At 42.8% G+C, this 20,768-nt stretch carries 15 protein-coding genes and 7 tRNA genes; 3 read left to right on the plus strand and 19 right to left on the minus strand.

Translation table 11 applies throughout. From position 1 onward, the window contains the following. The first annotated feature begins 228 nt into the window (after positions 1-228). Complete coding sequence (locus AC5FX4_RS14985; protein ID WP_493607152.1) at positions 229-531, plus strand: YebG family protein; 303 nt, start codon at positions 229-231, stop codon at positions 529-531. Between the two features lie 88 nt (positions 532-619). Here the strand turns inward: AC5FX4_RS14985 and AC5FX4_RS14990 are convergent, their stop codons facing one another. The 4 genes from AC5FX4_RS14990 to AC5FX4_RS15005 all read right to left on the minus strand — a co-directional run bounded on the left by AC5FX4_RS14990 (position 620) and on the right by AC5FX4_RS15005 (position 4,651). Then, entirely contained in the window at positions 620-1,810 is a 1,191-nt protein-coding gene (locus AC5FX4_RS14990) for an amino acid aminotransferase (RefSeq protein WP_493607153.1), read from the minus strand. A gap of 125 nt (positions 1,811-1,935) precedes the next feature. After that, positions 1,936-2,601, minus strand: a complete 666-nt coding sequence (locus tag AC5FX4_RS14995; protein WP_493607154.1) for a GAF domain-containing protein — start codon at positions 2,599-2,601, stop codon at positions 1,936-1,938. A 68-nt stretch (positions 2,602-2,669) separates the two neighbouring features. Beyond that, positions 2,670-4,316, minus strand: coding sequence for a SpoIIE family protein phosphatase (locus AC5FX4_RS15000; protein WP_493607155.1), 1,647 nt, complete (start codon positions 4,314-4,316; stop codon positions 2,670-2,672). A gap of 29 nt (positions 4,317-4,345) precedes the next feature. Continuing rightward, positions 4,346-4,651: an STAS domain-containing protein gene (locus AC5FX4_RS15005; RefSeq protein WP_476287552.1), complete on the minus strand. Its 306-nt coding sequence runs from the start codon at positions 4,649-4,651 to the stop codon at positions 4,346-4,348. A gap of 197 nt (positions 4,652-4,848) precedes the next feature. Here AC5FX4_RS15005 and AC5FX4_RS15010 point away from each other — a divergent pair, with 197 nt between their 5' ends. After that, the gene (locus tag AC5FX4_RS15010) at positions 4,849-5,178 is read left to right on the plus strand and encodes an SUI1 family translation initiation factor (RefSeq protein ID WP_493607156.1); all 330 of its coding nucleotides are present in this window, start codon (positions 4,849-4,851) and stop codon (positions 5,176-5,178) included. Between the two features lie 114 nt (positions 5,179-5,292). On the opposite strand, the gene AC5FX4_RS15015 is transcribed toward AC5FX4_RS15010, so the two are convergent. From AC5FX4_RS15015 to AC5FX4_RS15035, 5 genes are all read right to left on the minus strand, one after another. Continuing rightward, a complete protein-coding gene (locus tag AC5FX4_RS15015; RefSeq protein WP_493607157.1) occupies positions 5,293-6,174 on the minus strand; it encodes an NAD-dependent epimerase/dehydratase family protein in 882 nt (293 codons plus the stop codon). An 84-nt stretch (positions 6,175-6,258) separates the two neighbouring features. Continuing rightward, positions 6,259-11,163, minus strand: a complete 4,905-nt coding sequence (locus tag AC5FX4_RS15020; RefSeq protein WP_493607158.1) for a FimV/HubP family polar landmark protein — start codon at positions 11,161-11,163, stop codon at positions 6,259-6,261. Positions 11,164-11,429: 266 nt separating this feature from the next. Beyond that, on the minus strand, positions 11,430-12,446 hold the full coding sequence (locus tag AC5FX4_RS15025; RefSeq protein ID WP_493607159.1) for an aspartate-semialdehyde dehydrogenase: 1,017 nt from the start codon (positions 12,444-12,446) through the stop codon (positions 11,430-11,432). Further along, positions 12,430-13,581, minus strand: coding sequence for a 4-phosphoerythronate dehydrogenase (locus AC5FX4_RS15030; protein WP_493607160.1), 1,152 nt, complete (start codon positions 13,579-13,581; stop codon positions 12,430-12,432). Before AC5FX4_RS15030 ends, AC5FX4_RS15025 begins: the two co-directional genes overlap by 17 nt. A 93-nt stretch (positions 13,582-13,674) precedes the next feature. Next, positions 13,675-13,974 carry a DUF6419 family natural product biosynthesis protein gene (locus AC5FX4_RS15035; RefSeq protein ID WP_493607161.1) on the minus strand — a complete coding sequence of 100 codons (300 nt, stop codon included), beginning with the start codon at positions 13,972-13,974 and terminating at the stop codon, positions 13,675-13,677. A 260-nt stretch (positions 13,975-14,234) separates the two neighbouring features. On the opposite strand from AC5FX4_RS15035, the gene fadE reads away from it, so the two are divergent. Beyond that, the gene (gene fadE, locus AC5FX4_RS15040; protein ID WP_493607162.1) at positions 14,235-16,688 is read left to right on the plus strand and encodes an acyl-CoA dehydrogenase FadE; all 2,454 of its coding nucleotides are present in this window, start codon (positions 14,235-14,237) and stop codon (positions 16,686-16,688) included. Positions 16,689-16,748: 60 nt separating this feature from the next. Here fadE and AC5FX4_RS15045 read toward each other — a convergent pair whose 3' ends face one another. The 10 genes from AC5FX4_RS15045 to AC5FX4_RS15090 form a co-directional block, all read right to left on the minus strand. Next, on the minus strand, positions 16,749-17,819 hold the full coding sequence (locus AC5FX4_RS15045; RefSeq protein WP_493607163.1) for a DUF6136 family protein: 1,071 nt from the start codon (positions 17,817-17,819) through the stop codon (positions 16,749-16,751). A gap of 8 nt (positions 17,820-17,827) precedes the next feature. Then, a complete protein-coding gene (locus AC5FX4_RS15050; protein WP_493607164.1) occupies positions 17,828-18,415 on the minus strand; it encodes an ATP-binding cassette domain-containing protein in 588 nt (195 codons plus the stop codon). Between the two features lie 163 nt (positions 18,416-18,578). After that, positions 18,579-18,655, minus strand: a tRNA-Asp gene (locus AC5FX4_RS15055). A 41-nt stretch (positions 18,656-18,696) separates the two neighbouring features. Continuing rightward, a tRNA-Asp gene (locus AC5FX4_RS15060) sits at positions 18,697-18,773 on the minus strand. A 29-nt stretch (positions 18,774-18,802) separates the two neighbouring features. Continuing rightward, positions 18,803-18,879: transfer RNA gene (locus AC5FX4_RS15065), tRNA-Asp, on the minus strand. A gap of 28 nt (positions 18,880-18,907) precedes the next feature. After that, positions 18,908-18,984 (minus strand) — tRNA-Asp (locus tag AC5FX4_RS15070). A gap of 28 nt (positions 18,985-19,012) precedes the next feature. After that, positions 19,013-19,089, minus strand: a tRNA-Asp gene (locus AC5FX4_RS15075). A 36-nt stretch (positions 19,090-19,125) separates the two neighbouring features. After that, positions 19,126-19,202: transfer RNA gene (locus AC5FX4_RS15080), tRNA-Asp, on the minus strand. 27 nt (positions 19,203-19,229) lie between these two features. After that, positions 19,230-19,306 (minus strand) — tRNA-Asp (locus AC5FX4_RS15085). A 98-nt stretch (positions 19,307-19,404) separates the two neighbouring features. Then, the gene (locus AC5FX4_RS15090; protein WP_493607165.1) at positions 19,405-20,757 is read right to left on the minus strand and encodes a TIGR03503 family protein; all 1,353 of its coding nucleotides are present in this window, start codon (positions 20,755-20,757) and stop codon (positions 19,405-19,407) included. Positions 20,758-20,768: the final 11 nt, after the last annotated feature.

Here is a 20,768-nt window from a genome sequence, read left to right on the forward strand (position 1 = left end):
CTAGTTAATGTCCATATATGCCTTCAATAACAACTTTATGAAAGCCCTTTAAATAAAGGTAAGTAGTACATTTTTGTCAAGTTCACACACCATTACGCATCATGTAATTTATTAATAATATGACTATGCTAAATATTGATGTACGCACTCAACAAGTGCGAATAAAACCTTGCATAAATTGATGTAAACATTTACTGTATAAAAAAACAGTGTTTAGCAGGAGTGATCATGGCTGTTGTTGTTAAGTATGTGGTAGAAAGAAATGGAGTCGAGCGCATGACCTTTACCAGTAAAAAAGAGGCTGATGCATACGACAAAATGTTAGATGTTGCAGAATCTTTAGAACAAATGCTTACCAAAGTAGACGTACCGTTGAGTGAACAGCAGGTTGAGTCTTTAGCACTTGAGATTGCTAAGCAAAAAGATCAGTTTCTTGCTGTATTAAAAGGCGGAAAACCTGAACCAGTGAAAAAAACCAAAGCGGCAAATAAACCGCAAGCGGAAAATGTCACGCCACTTAAAGAAGCTTAACCTTGTTTAATACCAAAGCTAAGTCATCAAGATAAAATCAAGACATAAAAAAACCCGCCTAAGCGGGTTTCTTTATGTGACTGAAGTCTTATTTTAAAACGTCAGCCACGGCATTTGAGAAGTAATCGATGTTTGCTTTACTGATACCCGCTACGTTTACACGGCTCGAGCCTACGATATAAATCGCATACTCTTTTTGTAAACGCTCGATTTGCTCTTTATTAATGCCTAGGAATGAGAACATACCATTTTGGCGATCGATGAAAGAGAAATCTTGCGCAACACCTTTTGCTGCTAAGCTTTCTTTGATCAAAGTACGTAAACTATTGATTCGGCTACGCATTTCGTCAAGCTCTTCGTACCACATTTGCGTTAATTCATTGCTGCTCAAAATTGTATTCACAATGTCTGCACCATGCGCTGGCGGCATTGAGTAAATACTGCGCACTACGCTTAGCAATACCGAGTTTGAAACATCTGCAGTTGCCGCATCTTTAGCAATCAATGAGCACGCACCAATGCGTTCACGGTAAAGACCAAAGTTTTTAGAGCATGAAGAACAGATGATCATTTCTTCTACCGCATCAGCAACCATACGAAGACCTTTTGCATCTTCGTCGAGGCTGGTTCCAAAACCTTGGTAAGCAATATCAATTAATGGTGTAAAACCGACTTCTTTCGCAAGTTCTGCAACCACTTTCCATTGCTGTTCGTTTAAGTCCATACCACTTGGGTTATGACAACATGCATGAAGCAATACAACATCGCCTTTTGGTACTTGCTTCAACGTGTTGATCATTTCATCAAACAGTAGCCCTTTATTCTCATAATCGTAGTAAGGATACTCTTTAACATTTAAGCCTGCAGCTTCAAACAAACTAATGTGGTTTGCCCAAGTTGGCGTTGTTACCCAAACGGTTGCATTTGCATTACAACGCTTAATAAACTCAGCCGCAACACGCAGTGCACCTGTACCACCAGGCGTTTGTGCCGTGCGCACACGGTTTGCTAGCAATGCATTGTGCTCACCTAGTAATAAAGATTCCATTTGATGACAAAAATCCAAATTACCAGCTAGACCAATGTAAGACTTGGTCTTTTCATTTTCTAAACGGAAAGCTTCAGCTTTTTTTACGGCACGTAAAACTGGTGTATCACCCTGCTCATCTTTATATACACCAACGCCTAAATCTATTTTATTCGGATTAGTATCTTGTTTATAAGCTGCCATCAAGCCAAGAATTGGATCTGTCGGTAATGGTTTTAGTTCACTGAACATGGTTTATCTCTTTTTATATTAGGTCAGCACCGCATCAGACACAGCACTAGATGTCTATTGATGCCGAGCAATGGGGGTTTAAACTGAACTCATCTTAACATAATTATGTGCTAAAACGAGCTATATCACTCAGGTAGATACTGAGGAATTTTAATACATACAGCGATTAGTAAAGCTAATACATCAGGTGTAAAAAATTCTTTGCTAAACGCTTCAGCGTCAATGATTCCGATGCAGTTGTTCGCGCTGTCAAACAATGGTAGGCAAGTTTCAGCTTGCACTTTAGGATCGCAAGTATAATACTCTCCTCCAGCTTCAACATAAGCCTGAACATCATTAATCACGCGGGCATGATGGCTCATGACCACTTGTACATTATTGCTGGTTGCCGCAAACTGTTCATTGACGGGAAAAAGCGGTCTGCTCGGTGCGCCGACATACGCAAGCTTGAGTAATTGAGGGCCTTCAGGCGTCACTCTTGTTTGATAAATGCCAAACCAATCAACTAGAGTACGACGACTAACAAAGTCAACGATAGCTTGTAGTTTAGTTAAACATACTTGTGTATTTTCACTTTTATCTAATATAGATGAAAGTTCAAATGGTTCATCTTGAAGGTGCCCAAATAAGCTACACGCCCCACCTTCACCCAACTCAGGGATACGATAAGACCAAACAGCCTGTACACTGTTGCTCTCATCATTTAAAAATAAATCTAACTCTGCTAATGCCGTGTCTATCAATCGAGGGTCGATTGATAACTGTGCGAGATCAAGATAAGAAGAAACCATCTAGCCATCCAAACTTCCAAAATTAAAAATAGAGACTAACATGGCGCGTGATTGTTGCAAATAAAAAATCAACGAAGCGCATAGATTATTTTTACTTCGTTACCTTTGTCGTTAAATTGAATGTCTTTTGCGATCTCACTGAGCAACCTAAGGCCCCTACCGTGCTCCAACTGCAAGTTATCTTCTTGCTTAGATTTAGGTCTGAAGCCTTCACCAGAGTCTCGTATCGTAAAAATCAATAAACTTTCTAGTGGAGCGTATTGCACATGTATCACGATCAAAGCTTGCTCTAAAGTACTCAATACATCTTCGCGCAGTTGATAAAACTCTAAAAAGCCATCTTCTTTATTCTTGATATCGGAATCAAGGCCGAGCACCCCATGGTCAACTGCATTATTATAAGCCTCAGACAAAAGTAAGAAAATATTAGAGCGATGCTCACTAATCCCTTTCACTTGGCTAAGTACATCTACTAATTCCAAGATAGGATCCGTACTCACAATATTCGTCTCATCAACTTTTACGTTCAATTCAAACGGAACATGAGAGTATTCTATAGGCTGTGTAGATTTAACTTTACTTGGCAAACAATTTAATATGGCAACGCTCAAATCATCTTGCTGAGCACTATGTTCTGAAAACTTTTGGGTATGACTAACAACTAACTCGGTAGAAATGGTGGGTACCGAAGATAACAAGGCTTTTAGCCTGTCTTCACCAAACATATCTCCTTGCTTGTTTTCAGTTTCAATAATACCGTCAGTCGCCATAAAAAGTCTGCGACTTGCATCTACTTCTAAGTGTAACGTTGTTCGCTCAAACTCATCCTGCTCCAAGATCCCTAAAGCCATATGTTGCGACTCCAACGTCTCAACAATATTGCCTTCTTGGTCTAATAAATATAGATCCGGTAACCCACCTAACCAAGCCGATAAGCTTTTACCCGACTCACTCAATTCGACAATCGCAGCGGCACAAAACATATTGCTCGGCAATAAAGTACTCAGTACCCCATTAAGCTCATAAGCAATGTCGTTTACAGCCATTCCTTTATTGACCATTGCGTAGAAAATACGAGATGCGGGCAGCGCGCCAACAGCGGCTGCAAGCCCGTGACCTGTAAAGTCGCCGAGCAAACAATAAAAGCCTCCCATCGGACTTTTTGCCATTAAGAACATGTCGCCGTTAAACATTGAAGCTGGAGACAGGTGATAATCGCAATAACGCTGGTATTCAGGCGATTGACTTAACGCGTTACTGAAAATATGCTCCACAATCTCATGTTCGCGCTCAATTTGGTTGTAGTGGTACTCAAGCTGCTTTTTTTGTTGATTTGCTTCTTGGCTAAGCCTTCTAGTTCGTGCATGTGCGCGTATTTTGGCAGAAAGGATCACCTTGTCGAATGGCTTATGAATAAAATCGTCACCACCCACCTCCAAACAGCGTTCAAAGCTATTGTGATCTTCAAGCGTGGTAATAAAAATCACTGGTAAATACACGTCACCGGCTAGTTCTTTAATTTTTGGTGCTGCAGTAAAACCATCCATTACAGGCATGATGACGTCAAGCAGAACAATATCCACTTCGCTGGACTTCAATACTTCCAACGCCTGTGCACCATTGTTTGCAATCGATACGTCATAGTTTTGTTGCTCAAGCATTGTTTTGAGCAAAATGCAGTTCAGGGGTTGGTCGTCTACAACCAGTACTCGCACAGTGTGTCTCTCTAAACGCTGACTATGAATTAATCAATATCGAACTTTTTATCAAAGCGCGAAATCTGGAGAATTTTCTTTAACTGCGGGCGGCAATTACTTATTTGAATCGTATCTATGGTTTCAGACAATGTTTTTTTCATGTTTAACAGCATACCCAACGCCGAACTGTCCATATAGTCAGTTTCACGTAGGTCCACAACCACTTTCTCAGTTCCTGAGCCTATATCAGCATAGGCTTGGCGAAACGATTGCACTAGGTTGAAATCGAACTTACCACGGATCTGTATCGTTAAAACTTTTCCATCTGCAGACGAACTTTTGCTCAAACTCATGTTAAGCTCCTAATATGGTTTGAATTTGTTATGTAGCACTGCTTTAAATATAATCGCTATATATAGATTAGCAAAAATAAAGCGCACAAAAGTTAAAACGCTAAGCTCCCCCCTTCATTCATCTGTGTATCTATACTGCAATATTAAAAATAGATGGTATGATCCGCATATGCTAAATACCCTCTATGAGATTAAACATGTCAGATAGTCGCTTAGTTTATTCAACTGACCTTGGAAGAATTGATACTAAAGAACCTAAAGAAGAAGCCCAAGTCAAAACGTTTAAAGATGGCTTTGTTAGAATCGAAAGACAAACCAAAGGTCGTAAAGGCAAAGGTGTCATGCTTGTCGTTGGTATTGACCCCAAAGAACATGACTTGAAAAAGCTGGCCAAAACCCTAAAAAGCAAAATGGGTCAAGGCGGCGCTTTAAAAGATGGTGTTATCGAGATACAAGGCGATGACCGTGAAAAGCTCAAGCAAATTTTAGAAACGTTGAAATTTAAAGTAAAAATTGCAGGCGGATAGACCACACACTGCAATATAAATAACCTAACTAAGCTGTCAGATATGGTCTACATGCGTACCTATATCTGACCGCAGTTATAAATCAACCATTGAAAAATTGTGCGACTTAATTCGTTATCCGTGTTTTATAACAGGTAGAACTTCTGCTAATTCGTTATCCAGCATATCTAATACGCTTTCAAATCCGTGTTTAGGTATCCAACCTAAGATTTCCTGCGCGGCAGAGGAATCATATACGCGATCCAAACATTTCGGGAGAACCCAGCCTCTTAGCTCAAATTCTTGAGCAATCTTTGGGCACTTTCGTTTAATTACGACATCGGCCGCACTAAACAAGCTTTTTTGATCGGATCGATGAAAAGGTGTGGCTGCCGATATAATAAATCGATTAAAACCATTTAGACGCTTAGTTACAGCGCACAAATGTGCATCAGCAACATCTCTAACATCAACACCACGGGTAAGTCGATATACCGTCATTAAATCACCAGCTTCGGGAAAACATCTAGACATTTGCAACACGGTGACAGGTAAAGAAAACTGCTTTGATATTTCCTGAAGCTTATGTTCAGCTAATATTTTACTTTTGTGATAAACCGATTTTGGCTGTGGCTTTACTTGCTCAGTTACCCAACCTGCCATTCCATTCGGCGTAGAAGCATGGCCATAAAGTGCCGTTGTGCTCGTAAATATAAAGTGCTTAATGTCATTTTTTACAGCCTGTAGCGCCAAACGCTCGGTCGCTTCGACGTTAATACTCTGAAACTCGTGCTCAGAGAACAGGCCCACATGAGGGGCATGCAAAGCCGCAGTGTGAACAATGGCATCCACACCTTGCAGCGCTTTTTTTACTAGATTGATATCTCGAATATCTCCGACAAAATCAACTGTGGAACAAGGCGTTATATCAAGACCAACAACATCGTGTGTTTTCATTAACTTGATATAAATAGCGCGACCAACCCGACCGGCTGAGCCCGTGATTAATATTTTCACACTTTTGCCTTAACACAACAGAGCTAGGGAGCAAAAGGCTTTGAGAGCAGCTTACTCAGCAAGCAGCTAATCTCAACATCTTATTTATGCTTCAAGTTTATTTTTCAGCGCAACCGCTTCTTGTTGCACACTCTCAGGACCATTGTTAACAATATCTTCGATCACGCGATTGGCCGCATCATAATCTTCAATTTCAATATAGGCTCTTGCAAGATCGAGTTTCGCTGAATAACCATTCTCTTCAAGGTCAACGTCTGTCGGGTTCTCACCCGCAAGTAGGTTCTCAAACTCGTTAAGTCCAACGTCCATATTTGCATCAACATATGGCTCATCGTCAGACTCTAGTTCTTCGCTTTGTGCTAATAAGTCATCGATTTCAACAAACTGTTCATCCTCAAGGTTCGCTTCGTCTAACTCCTCATCAGCTATACTGACATCTTCATCTTGTAGTAATGCGTTAAAATCGACATCAACGTCACCCAGTTCTCCGACTTCAATAGGTGCAGGTTCAGCCAATTCATTAAGCAAAGAATCAAAGTCAGTTTGAGTGAGATCTGACATAAAATCGTCTTCGATAGCATTTTCATCAATCGCTAACGCAACGTCATCGTCAGCTTCTTCACTAAGCTGGTCCATTTCACTCAGGAATTCTTCCGGTGTTTGTTCTTCGTCTAACTCAAACTCGGGCAAAGACTCTAGTTCTGCGTGTTCAATCTCATCGTTATCAAGTACCTTCTCTTCTTGCAACTCATCCACTAGTTCATTTGATGATTGCGGTGCTTCTTCTATATCCTCGACTTCTTGTGTAAGCGCATTATCCAATAGATCATCGAGTTCTCCGTCTGAGTCATCCATTGATTCAGCGGCAGCTTGCTCATCAAATTCAGGCAGTGATTCTATATCAACGGGCTCTTGCTCAGTCTGTATTTCTTCCGCTAACGGCTCGTCCAATAAGTCTTCTAGCTCACCGCCTAACTCATCCATTGATTCAGCGGCAGCTTGTTCATCGAACTCTGACAGTGACTCTACGTCGACGGACTCTTGCTCAGTCTGATTTTCTTCCGCTAACGGCTCGTCCAATAAGTCTTCTAGCTCATCGTCTAACTCATCCATTGATTCAGCGGCAGCTTGTTCATCGAACTCTGGAAGTGACTCTATATCGACGGACTCTTGCTCAGTCTGTATTTCTTCCGCTAACGGCTCGTCCAATAAGTCTTCTAGCTCATCGTCTAACTCATCCATTGATTCAGCGGCAGCTTGTTCATCAAACTCAGCAAGAGATTCTAAATCAATGTCGTCCGTTCCTTCGTCAGCAACGTCATCAATGGTACCGTTCATTTCATCGAGAGACGATTGAACTGACTGCTCATCAAATGAAGATAACGCATCTTCTATTTCCAATTCATCGTCAATGTCCAGCTCATCTTCTAACGCTAAGTCATCGATGTCACTTTCTAACTCATCATGTGTTTGCCCATGTGACATTGCATCAGCCAAACTTTGCTCAGTTTGGCTGACTGTTGGCTCTTCAAGCTCAAGTTCAGGATAACTCTCTAGCTCTTCGCTCTGCTCGATAAAGTCTTCGAGTTCTTCATGCTCTTCATCTTCAGATAAGTCAATTTCATCTGCCAATGGATCATCACCAAGTGCGATTTCTTCGCCTTGTGTGGCCTCTTCATCCCAATCGCTCAGTTCTTCATCATCAAGCTCGCTCAACAATTCATCAACACTTTGTAGTGTCTTTTCCTGCTGTTCTTCGAAGCTTGCTTGTGGTAACTCACCCTCAAACTCATCATCGCCAAGATCAACATCAAACTGACGCTCATCCATCATTGCTGTCGACGTATCCTCTGAAGCGTACGAGTCATCGTCTGAAAGCGATTCGTCAGTTTCTTCTAACAAGATGTCATCGCTGTTCGATGTTTCATCTTCAAGGCCATCGAGCATGCCTTCAATTTCATCAACGACATCGTCCGAGTCAGGCTCTGGCTCTGCCGCACTTGCCTCTTCCGGCTCGTCGAGTAGATCTTCAACGTCTAGATCATCTTCTAGATTTTCGGCTTCATCCTGCTCTGGCTCGGCCGCAATTACCTCTTCCGGTTCGTCGAGTAAATCTTCAATATCCAGTTCATCTTCTAGATTTTCTGTTTCATCCAGCTCGGGCTCGGTCGCTAATACCTCTTCCGACTCGTCAAGTAAATCTTCAACGTCTAGGTCGTCTTCTAGATTTTCTGCTTCATCCAGCTCTGGCTCAACTGCCAATACCTCTTCCGGTTCGTCGAGTAGATCTTCAACGTCTAAGTCATCTTCTAGATTTTCGGCTTCATCCAGCTCGGGCTCGGTCGCTAATACCTCTTCCGGCTCGTCGAGTAGGTCTTCAACGTCTAGGTCGTCTTCTAGATTTTCGGCTTCATCCAGCTCGGGCTCGGTCGCTAATACCTCTTCCGGCTCGTCGAGTAGGTCTTCAACGTCTAGGTCGTCTTCTAGATTTTCGGCTTCATCCAGCTCTGGCTCAACTGCCAATACCTCTTCCGGTTCGTCGAGTAGATCTTCAACGTCTAGATCGTCTTCTAGATTTTCTGTTTCATCCAGCTCGGGCTCGGTCGCTAATACCTCTTCCGACTCGTCAAGTAAATCTTCAACGTCTAGGTCGTCTTCTAGATTTTCTGCTTCATCCAGCTCTGGCTCAACTGCCAATACCTCTTCCGGTTCGTCGAGTAGATCTTCAACGTCTAAGTCATCTTCTAGATTTTCGGCTTCATCCAGCTCGGGCTCGGTCGCTAATACCTCTTCCGGTTCGTCGAGTAGATCTTCAACGTCTAGGTCGTCTTCTAGATTTTCGGCTTCATCCTGCTCGGGCTCGGTCGCTAATACCACTTCCGGCTCGTCGAGTAGGTCTTCAACGTCTAGGTCGTCTTCTAGTGTTTCAGCTTCATCCAGCTCTGGCTCGGCCGCAATTACCTCTTCCGGCTCGTCGAGTAGGTCTTCAACGTCTAGGTCATCTTCTAGATTTTCTGTTTCATCTGGCTCGGGCTCGGTCGCTAATACCTCTTCCGGCTCGTCGAGTAAGTCTTCAACATCTAGTTCATCTTCTAGCGCTTCAGGTTCGTCAAGCTCTGGCTCGGTCGCTAACGCTGGCTCGTCGAGTAAGTCTTCTGCATCAAACTCTTCTTCTGATACTTCTGTTTCATCTAGCAAATCATCCAAATCATCAGTTGATAATTCTACTGACTCATTAATATCTGCGGCTAATTCTTGCTCCGAAGATTCATCAAGTAGGTCATCGATATCAAAGTCATCGTCAGATACGTCCAAAGATTCCGTTGTATCAGTCGACGGCACGGCTTCTTCGTTAGACTGTTCAAGTAAATCATCAATATCAAAGTCGTCATCAACCCCAGCTGATCCAAAGTCTGATGTTGAGTCATCTTGTGCTTCATCTAGTAAATCATCGATGTCAAAATCATCTGAAGATTCATCGGTGTCAGTCTGTGACACTTCAACAATATCTGGTGCTAAATCAGCTTGTGATTCGTCAAGTAGGTCATCAATATCAAAGTCATCGTCATCAGACTCCTCACTGACCTCGTCTAATAGCCCATCTATGTCGATATCGTCTTGTTGCTCGTCTGCTAACTCTTCACTGAGTGTAGCCAGAGCATCGTCACTAATATCTAGCTCATTATCCGCGTCATCCGTGGAGCCGCCCAACATTTCATCAATATCATCGTTACTTAGTAAATCATCGTTGCTGTCATCTGCATCCAATGAAATATCATCACCTGCATCTTCGTTTTGGCCATCAAAACTTTGCTGCAAGAAATCATCTAAATCTTCTGGGATATCTGTTTCTTCAGTTTCATCATCAAATACAATGTCTTCGTTTAATAAACTATCTAATTCATCTTGATCGAGTTCGCTACTACCTTCTTCAAACGTATCGTCATCCAACGAATCAAACATGATATCGTCGTCTTCAGGCAGTATGTCATCATCCAACTGTACACTGTCCTCGATTGGCGATTCAGAAGGCGTCGCTTGCATGCCTAAATCGAGAGGATCGGCTGCTGCGGCGGCAGCTACAGGCGTTTGTGGCAAGAAATCATCTTCATCACTAGCAGAGGCATCTTTCCCTTGTTTACGTTTCCTAAGGAAGAAAATACCACCGCCAACAGCCAACAGGGCTGGGAGTGTAGCTAGTAGAATAAGTACTAATGGGTTACTGAGCGCGGAACTCAGATCAAAACCACTTTCTTGTTTTTGCTTTTCTTGCTCCTGACGCGCAATTAATGCATTTTGCAAATTGATCATCGATTGCAGCTGTTGCTGAATTTCACTGTCTTTGCCCAGTTGCTCTCTGACCGTTTGCAGTTCTTCAGAAATAGTACCCAGCTGCTTTTTGAGCTTATCGTTCTCTACTAAAATCTCTTCAACATTTTTGACCGAACTACGGAACTGTGACTGCAGCTCCATAAGTCGAGAGTCTTGTTCAATTTGAATTGACTTAAGCTGATTGGTTAAAGATTCTTTCGCTTGCTCGACATCAATTTTTCGCGCCTGAGTCACTTTTTTTTGTGCTTCTTCAATCGTTTGATTATCGAGCAAACCGTTCTTTTTCATTTCCCACAACGCATCATCCTGATCTGAGCGCTGTTTTGCTAGCGTTGGGTTTTCTTTGCGGATCTCGCCCATAGTTGGAATTTTTAAATAGGCGCCATCACGCATATGATTGAGATTTTTATCTAAGAATGCTTGAGGGTTTTTGTGATATAGCGCACTCATTACCTGATAGATAGTAACCGACTCGTCAGGCCTTACTTTTTGAGCGATACGCCATAAGGTATCTGATGACTTTATTGGCCCTACCGATCTCCCTTGCTGCCCGTAGTCAACCCCTTTTGGCCCTTTGATTTGAGGCTCTTCAAGACTGTTAACAGGTAAAGTGATCAATGTAGAGACAAAGATACAAAAAACGACAAAACCGCGCATGTTGGTCCTTTCAGTACTATGTTCAACATTATTTTTTGCTAAACATCAAAATGTTGCTAATGATTGCTACTGCAAGCTCTATTCCAAGTTCAAACTATAAACCAGATAACGTCGAATATCCATTGCAACGCCTTGAAAATTAACATGCTTATAATGAGTTAGAGGAAGAGTAAAAAAGAAAGGTAATACAAAACATGCCAAACCATTGGCAGTTTTACATTTATGGGGGCAAAGTGCTGCCACATTGCAGCACTTTGCTATCTTTTTTAAAGATAGTTCTCGATAAGTTCTTCAGCAATTTGAACGCTATTAGTCGCAGCGCCCTTGCGCGTATTATCTGAGACAATCCAAAGGTTTAAACCTAATGGATGGGAGATATCCTGACGTACACGGCCAACGTAAACTGTATCGTTACCACTGGCATCACTTACAGGTGTTGGATAATCCTGCTCATCTTCTATCAATTCAACGCCTGGCGCGTCAGCCAATAGCTGTTTTATATGCTCCAGATCATATGGCATACGCGTTTCCAAGTGAACGGCTTCTGCATGCCCAAAAAATACAGGAACACGCACCGCTGTAGGGTTCACCATAACACTGCTATCACCTAAAATCTTTTGCGTTTCCCACACCATTTTCATTTCTTCTTTGGTGTAGCCATTATCTTGAAATGCATCGATTTGCGGGATCACATTGAATGCCATTTGCTTAGGAAATACTTGATTATCCATAGGGCGTGCATTCATTAAATTCGCTGTTTGCTTAGCCAATTCATCAACGGCTTCTTTACCAGCACCTGAGACTGCTTGATACGTAGATACATTAATTCTATCAATACCATAGGCGTCATAAATTGGTTTCAGCGCAACCAGCATCTGAATAGTTGAACAGTTGGGGTTGGCAATAATGTTACGGTTTCTAAAATCTGCCAAGCTCTCCTTGTTCACTTCAGGAACGATCAGCGGCACATCAAATTCATATCTAAATTGTGAGGTATTATCAATCACCACACACCCAGCTTCTGCGGCAATTGGTGCGTATTTTTCTGAGACACTGCCACCAGCTGAAAACAAGCCAATATGCGCCTGACTGAAATCGAAGTGTTCTACATCGAGTACTTCAATTTTTTCACCGCGAAAGTCGATTTCTTCGCCTGCACTGCGGCTACTCGCCAGTGCAAAAAGTTGATCAACTGGAAACTTACGCTCTTCCAATGTTTCGATAATTTGTCGGCCAACCAAACCCGTTGCACCCAACACAGCCACATTAAATTTTTGCGACATTATTTGCCTCATTCTTTTCAATTACATTAAATCCTAGCTTAGCTAGTAACTCACCATGTTGACTCAAATTTTCAACGCTCAAGGTATTAAATTCTCGTCTTGGTGGGTAAGTTTTTCGTAAGCTGTCAAAGCCATGACTTTGCAAGTTCGCACGCATAAGCCCGTCATCTCGGCGAATATCGTAAACTAAATGCACTAGTCTTCCTAAATCTTGCTCAACCAGCGTGCTTTCAGTTCTACATTTAGTCAACGCGGGTACGGGCAAAAAATCTTCTAGCTTTTTAGTACTCGCTAAACCTAAACGCTGGCATAAGCCCTCGTAGAGCATTTGTGTGCCTCTGGCTTTGCCCTCTTGGGTGTGTCCTGCGATGTGCACACTTGCAAAACGAACGAAGTCTAAAAGCTCAGTACAAATATTGGGTTCGTTTTCCCAAACATCGAGTACAAGGTCTAACGGTTGACCATTTTTTAGTGCACTCAACAATGCTTTATTATCTATCACATCCCCACGGCTGGCATTAATAACAAGCGCCCCTTTTTTCAACAAAGGTAGCTTATCCGAATTGAGTAGATGCTGTGTTTTATGTGGGCCATCTTTTATCAACGGAACATGGAATGTCACTATGTCTGCATTTGATAACAATTCATCGAACTGTACATGTTCGTCTAAGGTACCTTGTTCGTATCGAACGGGATCGCATAATAGTAGCTTTAATCCGATGTTCGCCAGTTTTTCGCGTAAGCACTGGCCAATATTACCCACACCAACAATACCTAGCGTCTTGCCTGCCAAGCTTGTATCCGTCTCTTGCGCATAAGCATAAAGCGCGCTGATAACATATTCAGCAACCGCAATAGCATTACAACCTGGGGCACTCGCAAAACCAATATTTCGTTGTTCTAGTAACTGTGTATCAACATGATCGATACCAATTGTCGCGGTACCGATGAATTGAAGCTTGTTAGCATGCGCCAACATTTCTTCATTGATTTTTGTCACTGAGCGGATCAGTAACACATCTATATCGTTAAGTGACGATGCCTGTAAGTTGCGCCCATCAAAACGCCTCACTTCGCCTAACTCAGAAAAAAACTCTTCTACTAAAGGCATATTTTGATCTGCGAGGATCTTCATTTAACATTCCAAACTTTTCACGGGACCGATATTGTATACCTAAGCTAGGTCAGAATGCGAGTTTGCCCAGCAATTAGACTTTGTTAATACACTTTAGTGGCGCTTTTTCATTTTTTGCACCCCAACACCAATACAGACAAACATAACCAACAAAAGTAGTAATACCGTGAGCGTGGCCGTTTTTTGTTCCGGCAATACCAACAATGGGCTCATTACCACAGCAAATACATTAAAAAATGCCAAAGCTAATGCGATTTGCACTTGTGCATGATAGCCATACCAAGCACTGATCAAACAGCAAAAAAGATTAAAAAATACAGCGGGCGTATAAATATTGACTGACATCCATGTAGCTAATAATGAGATAGACATAACGACGATTGAACTGATCATTTAAGGCTCCTTCCTTAAAATGTGGTCCCAGTAAAAACATAGACTCTGTTATGCAAATCTCCAACATTATGTTTGCTTAAAATCGCGACTGGCAATAAGCCGCTACAATTCAGCTTTTTGGAAAAATACGCGTCTCTCGCACGAGTACGCTAAATTACGCATAGTTAACTAAAGTAAATGAATCGTTTTTTCTCTTGAAATGATCGCCTTATGGAGCTAGTCTAGCCTAGGTGGTCAGACCTCTTATAAGGAAGAACAACATGACTCTCATATTCACTCTTGCTCTGGTAGCACTACTTAGCATCGCTAGCTATCACAGAGCTAGCTGGAACACCTCCGTTGGTATTGCAGCAGCAACCTTACTTGTGGGTACATTATTTGGTGCCTTTGGTGCATTGTCTTGGCTAATTTTCTTAGCAATTACAGTGCCTTTATCTCTTACTAATATCCGTCAGCAGTACATTGTAGCGCCGTTATTTAAAGCTTTTAAAAAAGTAACGCCAACGATGTCGGAAACTGAAAAGTCGGCAATTGATGCAGGTACTACTTGGTGGGAAGCTGACCTATTTTGTGGTAACCCAGACTGGAAAAAATTACACCAATTTCCACAGTCTCGTTTAACAATTGAAGAACAAGCGTTTTTAGACGGCCCTGTAGAAACAGTATGCGCCATGTTAGACGACTGGAAAGCAACGCATGAGCTAACAGACTTACCTCAAGATGTTTGGCAATACTTAAAAGATAATAAATTCTTTGCGATGATCATCAAAAAGCAATACGGTGGTCTAGAGTTTTCTGCGTACGCGCAGTCTTGTGTATTACAAAAACTAACCAGTAAATCTACCCTACTGTCTTCAATCGTGGGCGTACCTAATTCGTTAGGCCCAGGTGAGCTATTGCAACACTATGGCACGCAAGAGCAGAAAGATCATTACCTGCCTAGACTTGCAAAAGGTGATGAAATCCCTTGTTTTGCATTGACTTCGCCAGAAGCAGGCTCTGATGCATCAGCTATTCCAGACTTTGGTATTGTTTGCAAAGGCGAATGGGAAGGTAAAGAAACGCTAGGTATTCGTTTAACTTGGAACAAACGCTACATCACCTTAGCCCCTGTCGCAACGGTACTTGGTTTAGCGTTTAAACTACGTGACCCTGACGGACTACTTGGCGACAACAAAGAGCCAGGGATCACCTGTGCACTTATTCCAACCAACACCCCTGGTGTAAAAATTGGTCGTCGCCACTTCCCGCTGAACGTACCATTCCAAAATGGACCCACACAAGGTGAAGACATTTTCGTACCGATTGATTACATCATAGGTGGTCCGAAAATGGCGGGGCAAGGTTGGCGCATGCTCGTTGAGTGCTTGTCAGTTGGACGTGTTATAACACTACCTTCAAACTCTACGGGTGGTATTAAATCATTGGCGCTTGCCAGTGGTGCATACAGCCGTATTCGCCGCCAGTTCAAGTTACCTATCGGTAAAATGGAAGGCATCGAAGAATCATTGGCAAAATTGGGTGGCTACGCCTACAGCACAGACGCAGCTGTGAGCATGTCTACAGGTGCTGTTGATCTTGGTGAAAAACCGTCAGTTGTATCGGCGATTTTGAAGTACCACTTAACCGAGCAAATGCGCGCGTCTACAATGCATGCAATGGATATCCATGGCGGTAAAGGCATATGTTTAGGACCTAACAATTACCTAGGTCGTGGCTACCAAGGTGCACCAATCGCAATTACGGTAGAAGGTGCAAACATTCTGACTCGTAATATGATCATCTACGGTCAAGGCGCGATCCGCTGTCACCCATTCGTACTTTCTGAGCTTAACGCTGTCAGTATGGAAGATAAGCAGGCTGCACTTGAGAGCTTCGATAAGTCGTTAATGGGCCACGTTGGCTTTACCATTTCTAACCTTGTTAGAACCAAATGGTTGGCGCTGACAGGCGCACGCTTTACTAAAGTGCCTTACAACGATGAAACTGCTGAGTTTTACAGAAATGCAAGTCGCTATAGTGCATCTCTTGCGTTGATGTCAGACATTTGTATGGCTGTATTTGGTGGTTCCCTGAAACGTAAAGAGCGTATCTCAGCACGTTTAGGTGACTTGCTAAGCTACTTATACTTGGTATCGGCAACACTTAAGCGCTACAACGATGAAGGCCGTAAAAAAGAAGACCTGCCGTTTGTACAGTGGAGCTGTCAAGAACACTTGTACTTGTGCCAACGAGCACTGGCAGATTTGATCAACAATATGCCTTCAGCGGCCCTTCGAGGTTTGCTTAAAGTGATATTATTCCCGTTTGGTCGCCCAGTACGCAAACCAACCGATGAGCTTGAGCACAAACTTGCGCACCTATTGCAGACACCTAATGAGTCTCGAGAACGTTTAGCTGCGCACATTTACCTAAAAGATGAGCCATTAAATATCTTAGGTAAACAAGAGCAAACGTTGCGAGATATTCTTGAGGTTGAACCATTATTTGACAAAGTATGTCGTGCTAAAGGTCAAAAACTACCTTTCTTACAACTAGATAAGGTTGCTGCCATGGGTCTTGAGGCTGGTATCTTAAATGAAGATGAGGCTGCAAAACTCAGCGCCGTAGAAGCGAAGCGTCTAGCTGTGATCAACGTTGACGATTTTGATCCAAGTGAACTCACTGCAGGCCAAGCTGCAAAACCAAAAGCAAAAGGTGCAAGCGCAGCGTAACAAGTTTAAATTTTCGTAAAATGAGTCAAAGCCAGCGACATACGCTGGCTTTTTTAATGCTTACACAAGAATTTTAACGAGGTATATACCCATAATAAGTGCAGCCCAACAAACGGCTAAGTGCTTAGCTTTGTGAACAGCACACCATTGCACTACTGGCGCTACAACAAGCACGCCTAACATATATCTATCAATGCCTAACATCCCTGCAGCAATACACCAAGTGATTAAGAACAAGCCGAATATGAGAATATGCTGAGTATAAAATGCGTGCTCAAATTGCTTTATGCTTTGCCAAAATAAGCGGTGCTCTCTTAAGTACGTCGACGTTTTTATACATAACGCGCCCCATAGCAGCAGTGCAATCGCAACGACCATTGGCATGTACCAATGTAAAAGCTCAGGTCTTTCTTCGCCGATAATGTAAGCCCCCCAAATAAATAAAAAGCTCACACAAAAGCGCCAAAGCAAAGACCAGATATTCTCCAAACCGTAAAGTGACCAAAACCCAAAAATAGTCATATGATTTGGCGAAAATCGTACCTGTATAGGCTTTAATACATACGCGACCACCAAGAGTAAATTAATAGCGCCTAAATACTCTGTGGAAGGTAATACCAAAGCATGTAAAGCCAATGCCCCAATCAACGCATAGACAAGCGCTTGAGGGCGATACAATAACGCGACCGAAAAGCTCACTTGAGTTGCAATAAATAGAATAAAGTGTGGGGCTTGTGGCAGCTTTTCTATCCCAATTGCCAATGCCAAAACAAGCGACATCCACAACAGCACATGACTCCATAACACCAATCCAATATCAGCGAGATACTGTTTTGCTCGGCCAGCTAACAGCGTTAAATGAAAGGTTCGGTGTGAAGAGTCCAACACCGTGGGTTTTAACACATTAAGCAGTAAAGTCTGTATTAGCAAATATCCCCAGATCACCTGATTACACGCTTGCTCAGAATCGCTTTCAACAATTCGACCAAGACCAAAAAACAACGCCCCTATAAGCCCTGGAAGGAAAATATAGAACAAGGTAGAGATCATCAATGCAAACTGCTGTACTTGTCTGACAAGCTCTCTTAGCGCATATCGATAGGCATGAATGCGATATTTAAAATAATTCATCTAAGCGCCTACGACTGACTAAATAGCGGCTGAGAAACGAAACCTATATTTAAAAATGGTTGCGGCTCGTGGCTACTGATTAAAACATGTCCTGAAAAAGCACTTAGCCATTGGCAAATAGTATCAACACCATGTTGATCCAATGCAGCACTGGGCTCATCTAAAATGAGGTAATCGGTACCTCTCATTATGGCATTTAGCAGTTGTAGCTTTTTATTATTTCCTGATGGCAAGTCACTGACTCGGGTATCCAGAAATGCGGTGAATCCAAACTCTTCGGCAAGCGTGAGCGGCAACTCACATTGCCAAGCACTGCCTGTCATGGCCAAAATTTGTTGTGCGGTCAAAAACTCAGGAAACGGTATTTTGTCTGATGCAAGCGCGACATTTTCTTGTAAACTGTTCACCTGCTTACCAGCGAGCAAAATCTGACCCGAAAAATAAGGGTCAAGACCTGCAATCAAGGTAAAAAGTGTAGTTTTACCTAGTCCATTTTCACCCAAGACGCACGTCTTGGCATTTGGAAATTTGTTGTTGTATTCGTGAAAGATTTGCTTATTTGCAAACTGCTTATGAAGGTGTACAACTTCTATCATAAAAACTCCCTGTTTTTTTAAGTCTATCATTTTGGGAGGATTTATATATACGTTGATTAGTTACAAATTGTGTAATCGAAAGAGACTAAAAGCGTCATTAAAAAAGTGTAGTAATAAATATGAAGAAGAAAAACGAATGGAATCTAGATGAATTTCTAAGAAATGGCGGAGTGGACGGGACTCGAACCCGCGACCCCCGGCGTGACAGGCCGGTATTCTAACCAACTGAACTACCACTCCGCAGTGGTATGTGTTTATAGAGCATCCTCTTTGATATCAAATGGCGGAGTGGACGGGACTCGAACCCGCGACCCCCGGCGTGACAGGCCGGTATTCTAACCAACTGAACTACCACTCCGCAGAGATATCATATTTTGTTATTTGCATTGGCGGAGTGGACGGGACTCGAACCCGCGACCCCCGGCGTGACAGGCCGGTATTCTAACCAACTGAACTACCACTCCGCTGAGCAAATAAGGGCGACTAAAACATTGGCGGAGTGGACGGGACTCGAACCCGCGACCCCCGGCGTGACAGGCCGGTATTCTAACCAACTGAACTACCACTCCACGGTGTTTTAATCTGCTGCTTTCCTATTGGCGGAGTGGACGGGACTCGAACCCGCGACCCCCGGCGTGACAGGCCGGTATTCTAACCAACTGAACTACCACTCCACAAAGGAAAAGCGTGCCTTTCGGCGATGTAAGATTTGGCGGAGTGGACGGGACTCGAACCCGCGACCCCCGGCGTGACAGGCCGGTATTCTAACCAACTGAACTACCACTCCAGCACTACTTACAAATTGTTGAATAATTGGCGGAGTGGACGGGACTCGAACCCGCGACCCCCGGCGTGACAGGCCGGTATTCTAACCAACTGAACTACCACTCCGCATTATTCTTGCTATCAAGCTGCTCCCTGACAGCGGCGTGAATAATACGAATCGACCCCATGAGAGTCAACAGTTTTTTTGAAAATAACCCGCTTTTTTAGTCATCTGACATCGAAAGGTTCAAAATATCACCTGATTTGTCATTTTTTGAACCACTTTCATCAGAGTTTTGTTTTTTCTCGACAGTTTCTTTTTCCGGCTCAGCCTGCTTTTTCTTAAAAAGAGACGTAGGTAATGGCAGTTTTATGCTAATTGGCTTGTTTTGAACAAAGACTCGAAAAGCTAACCAGCCAACAAATAGCACCAGAATATTTCCAATAACAATGACACTCACCACTAAGGTTGTATTAACTTCAGGCTCAGGTTCAGGCTCTGGTAACAAAATGGTCGGTACTGGTTGTGCTAACTCAGGTACTTTTTCAATGGGTCGTTCTATTTCAAATTTATAAATAGGCAAAGTAGCCATAAACTCTCGGCCATTGATATTCTCACCAAACGCAGAAATTTCGACACTGTAGCGTCCCCAATCATAATTTTTGATTGGTAACTTTCTATAAAGACGCGTTTCTGGGTTTAATGTAAATGGCTGTTGTTCACCATTTGGATAAAAGATTTTACCTTGAAAGATCACCGTGTCAGGCTTGACTACTTGATTGTCTATCTTAAACAACAATTCATGATCAAACTCTTCGTTATCAGATAACGTCAGTTCATATTCAAACGGTGGCCTGGCCACAAGTATAGGCTTACCAACCACTTTGCGTTTAATAAGGGGTGTTTCGATATGAAATTCCGGTCGCCACTCTCCTGCAGGAAAAGAAAGTCTAAACTCGCCAGTGAAAATACCATCCATCGGACGCTCGTCAAACTCTTGTCCGTCATCTTTAAACTCTGTCACACTTTGCGTGCCAGCGCCGAAGTTATCGTAGTTGTCATTATTCGTACTGACGAAGTCGACAACTAAAGATACAACATCGCGAAAATAGCCAATTTCAATTGGTTTGCCATCGTTGGTGACTTGCCCTGTTACTTTGAGCGTTTCACCTTGAAATATGAGCGGTGGCAATGGCTCCATATTAAGCTCAATATCCCCTACCACCATGACACGGCTGCCTTTTTGAATATTACCTATGACTTGCCACGGACCTGGCGTTGGATTAGTCAATACGATTAAGTCGAAGCTTGGTTCGTCATACCACTGTAAGGATTCATCACGAAGTGCGTGGGTGGAGTATATTTTGCTGCCATCTGGTTGCACCAGAACAACTGCGGGTGCGCCTGTTTTTCTAAAAAACAGCAATGATATTTTGTCAACCTTATGGTCAATACGAAAACGGTTATCTAGCAGCGGAACTTCATTCGTTTTGCCGTCACGCTCTAAAATGGTGACCGACGGCAACGCTACCGCAACGCTTGATATCATCAACATCAAAAGCCATAACCGCTTCATATACTACCTCA

It is taken from the genome of Pseudoalteromonas sp. ATL1 (assembly GCF_058933015.1).

Coding starts and splice junctions, on each gene's coding strand:
- AC5FX4_RS14985 (WP_493607152.1), top strand. CDS start 229: ATGGCTGTTGTTGTTAAGTATGTGGTAGAAAGAAATGGAGTCGAGCGC.
- AC5FX4_RS14990 (WP_493607153.1), bottom strand. CDS start 1,810: ATGTTCAGTGAACTAAAACCATTACCGACAGATCCAATTCTTGGCTTG.
- AC5FX4_RS14995 (WP_493607154.1), bottom strand. CDS start 2,601: ATGGTTTCTTCTTATCTTGATCTCGCACAGTTATCAATCGACCCTCGA.
- AC5FX4_RS15005 (WP_476287552.1), bottom strand. CDS start 4,651: ATGAGTTTGAGCAAAAGTTCGTCTGCAGATGGAAAAGTTTTAACGATA.
- AC5FX4_RS15010 (WP_493607156.1), top strand. CDS start 4,849: ATGTCAGATAGTCGCTTAGTTTATTCAACTGACCTTGGAAGAATTGAT.
- AC5FX4_RS15020 (WP_493607158.1), bottom strand. CDS start 11,163: ATGCGCGGTTTTGTCGTTTTTTGTATCTTTGTCTCTACATTGATCACT.
- AC5FX4_RS15025 (WP_493607159.1), bottom strand. CDS start 12,446: ATGTCGCAAAAATTTAATGTGGCTGTGTTGGGTGCAACGGGTTTGGTT.
- AC5FX4_RS15030 (WP_493607160.1), bottom strand. CDS start 13,581: ATGAAGATCCTCGCAGATCAAAATATGCCTTTAGTAGAAGAGTTTTTT.
- AC5FX4_RS15035 (WP_493607161.1), bottom strand. CDS start 13,974: ATGATCAGTTCAATCGTCGTTATGTCTATCTCATTATTAGCTACATGG.
- fadE (WP_493607162.1), top strand. CDS start 14,235: ATGACTCTCATATTCACTCTTGCTCTGGTAGCACTACTTAGCATCGCT.
- AC5FX4_RS15045 (WP_493607163.1), bottom strand. CDS start 17,819: ATGAATTATTTTAAATATCGCATTCATGCCTATCGATATGCGCTAAGA.
- AC5FX4_RS15050 (WP_493607164.1), bottom strand. CDS start 18,415: ATGATAGAAGTTGTACACCTTCATAAGCAGTTTGCAAATAAGCAAATC.
- AC5FX4_RS15090 (WP_493607165.1), bottom strand. CDS start 20,757: ATGAAGCGGTTATGGCTTTTGATGTTGATGATATCAAGCGTTGCGGTA.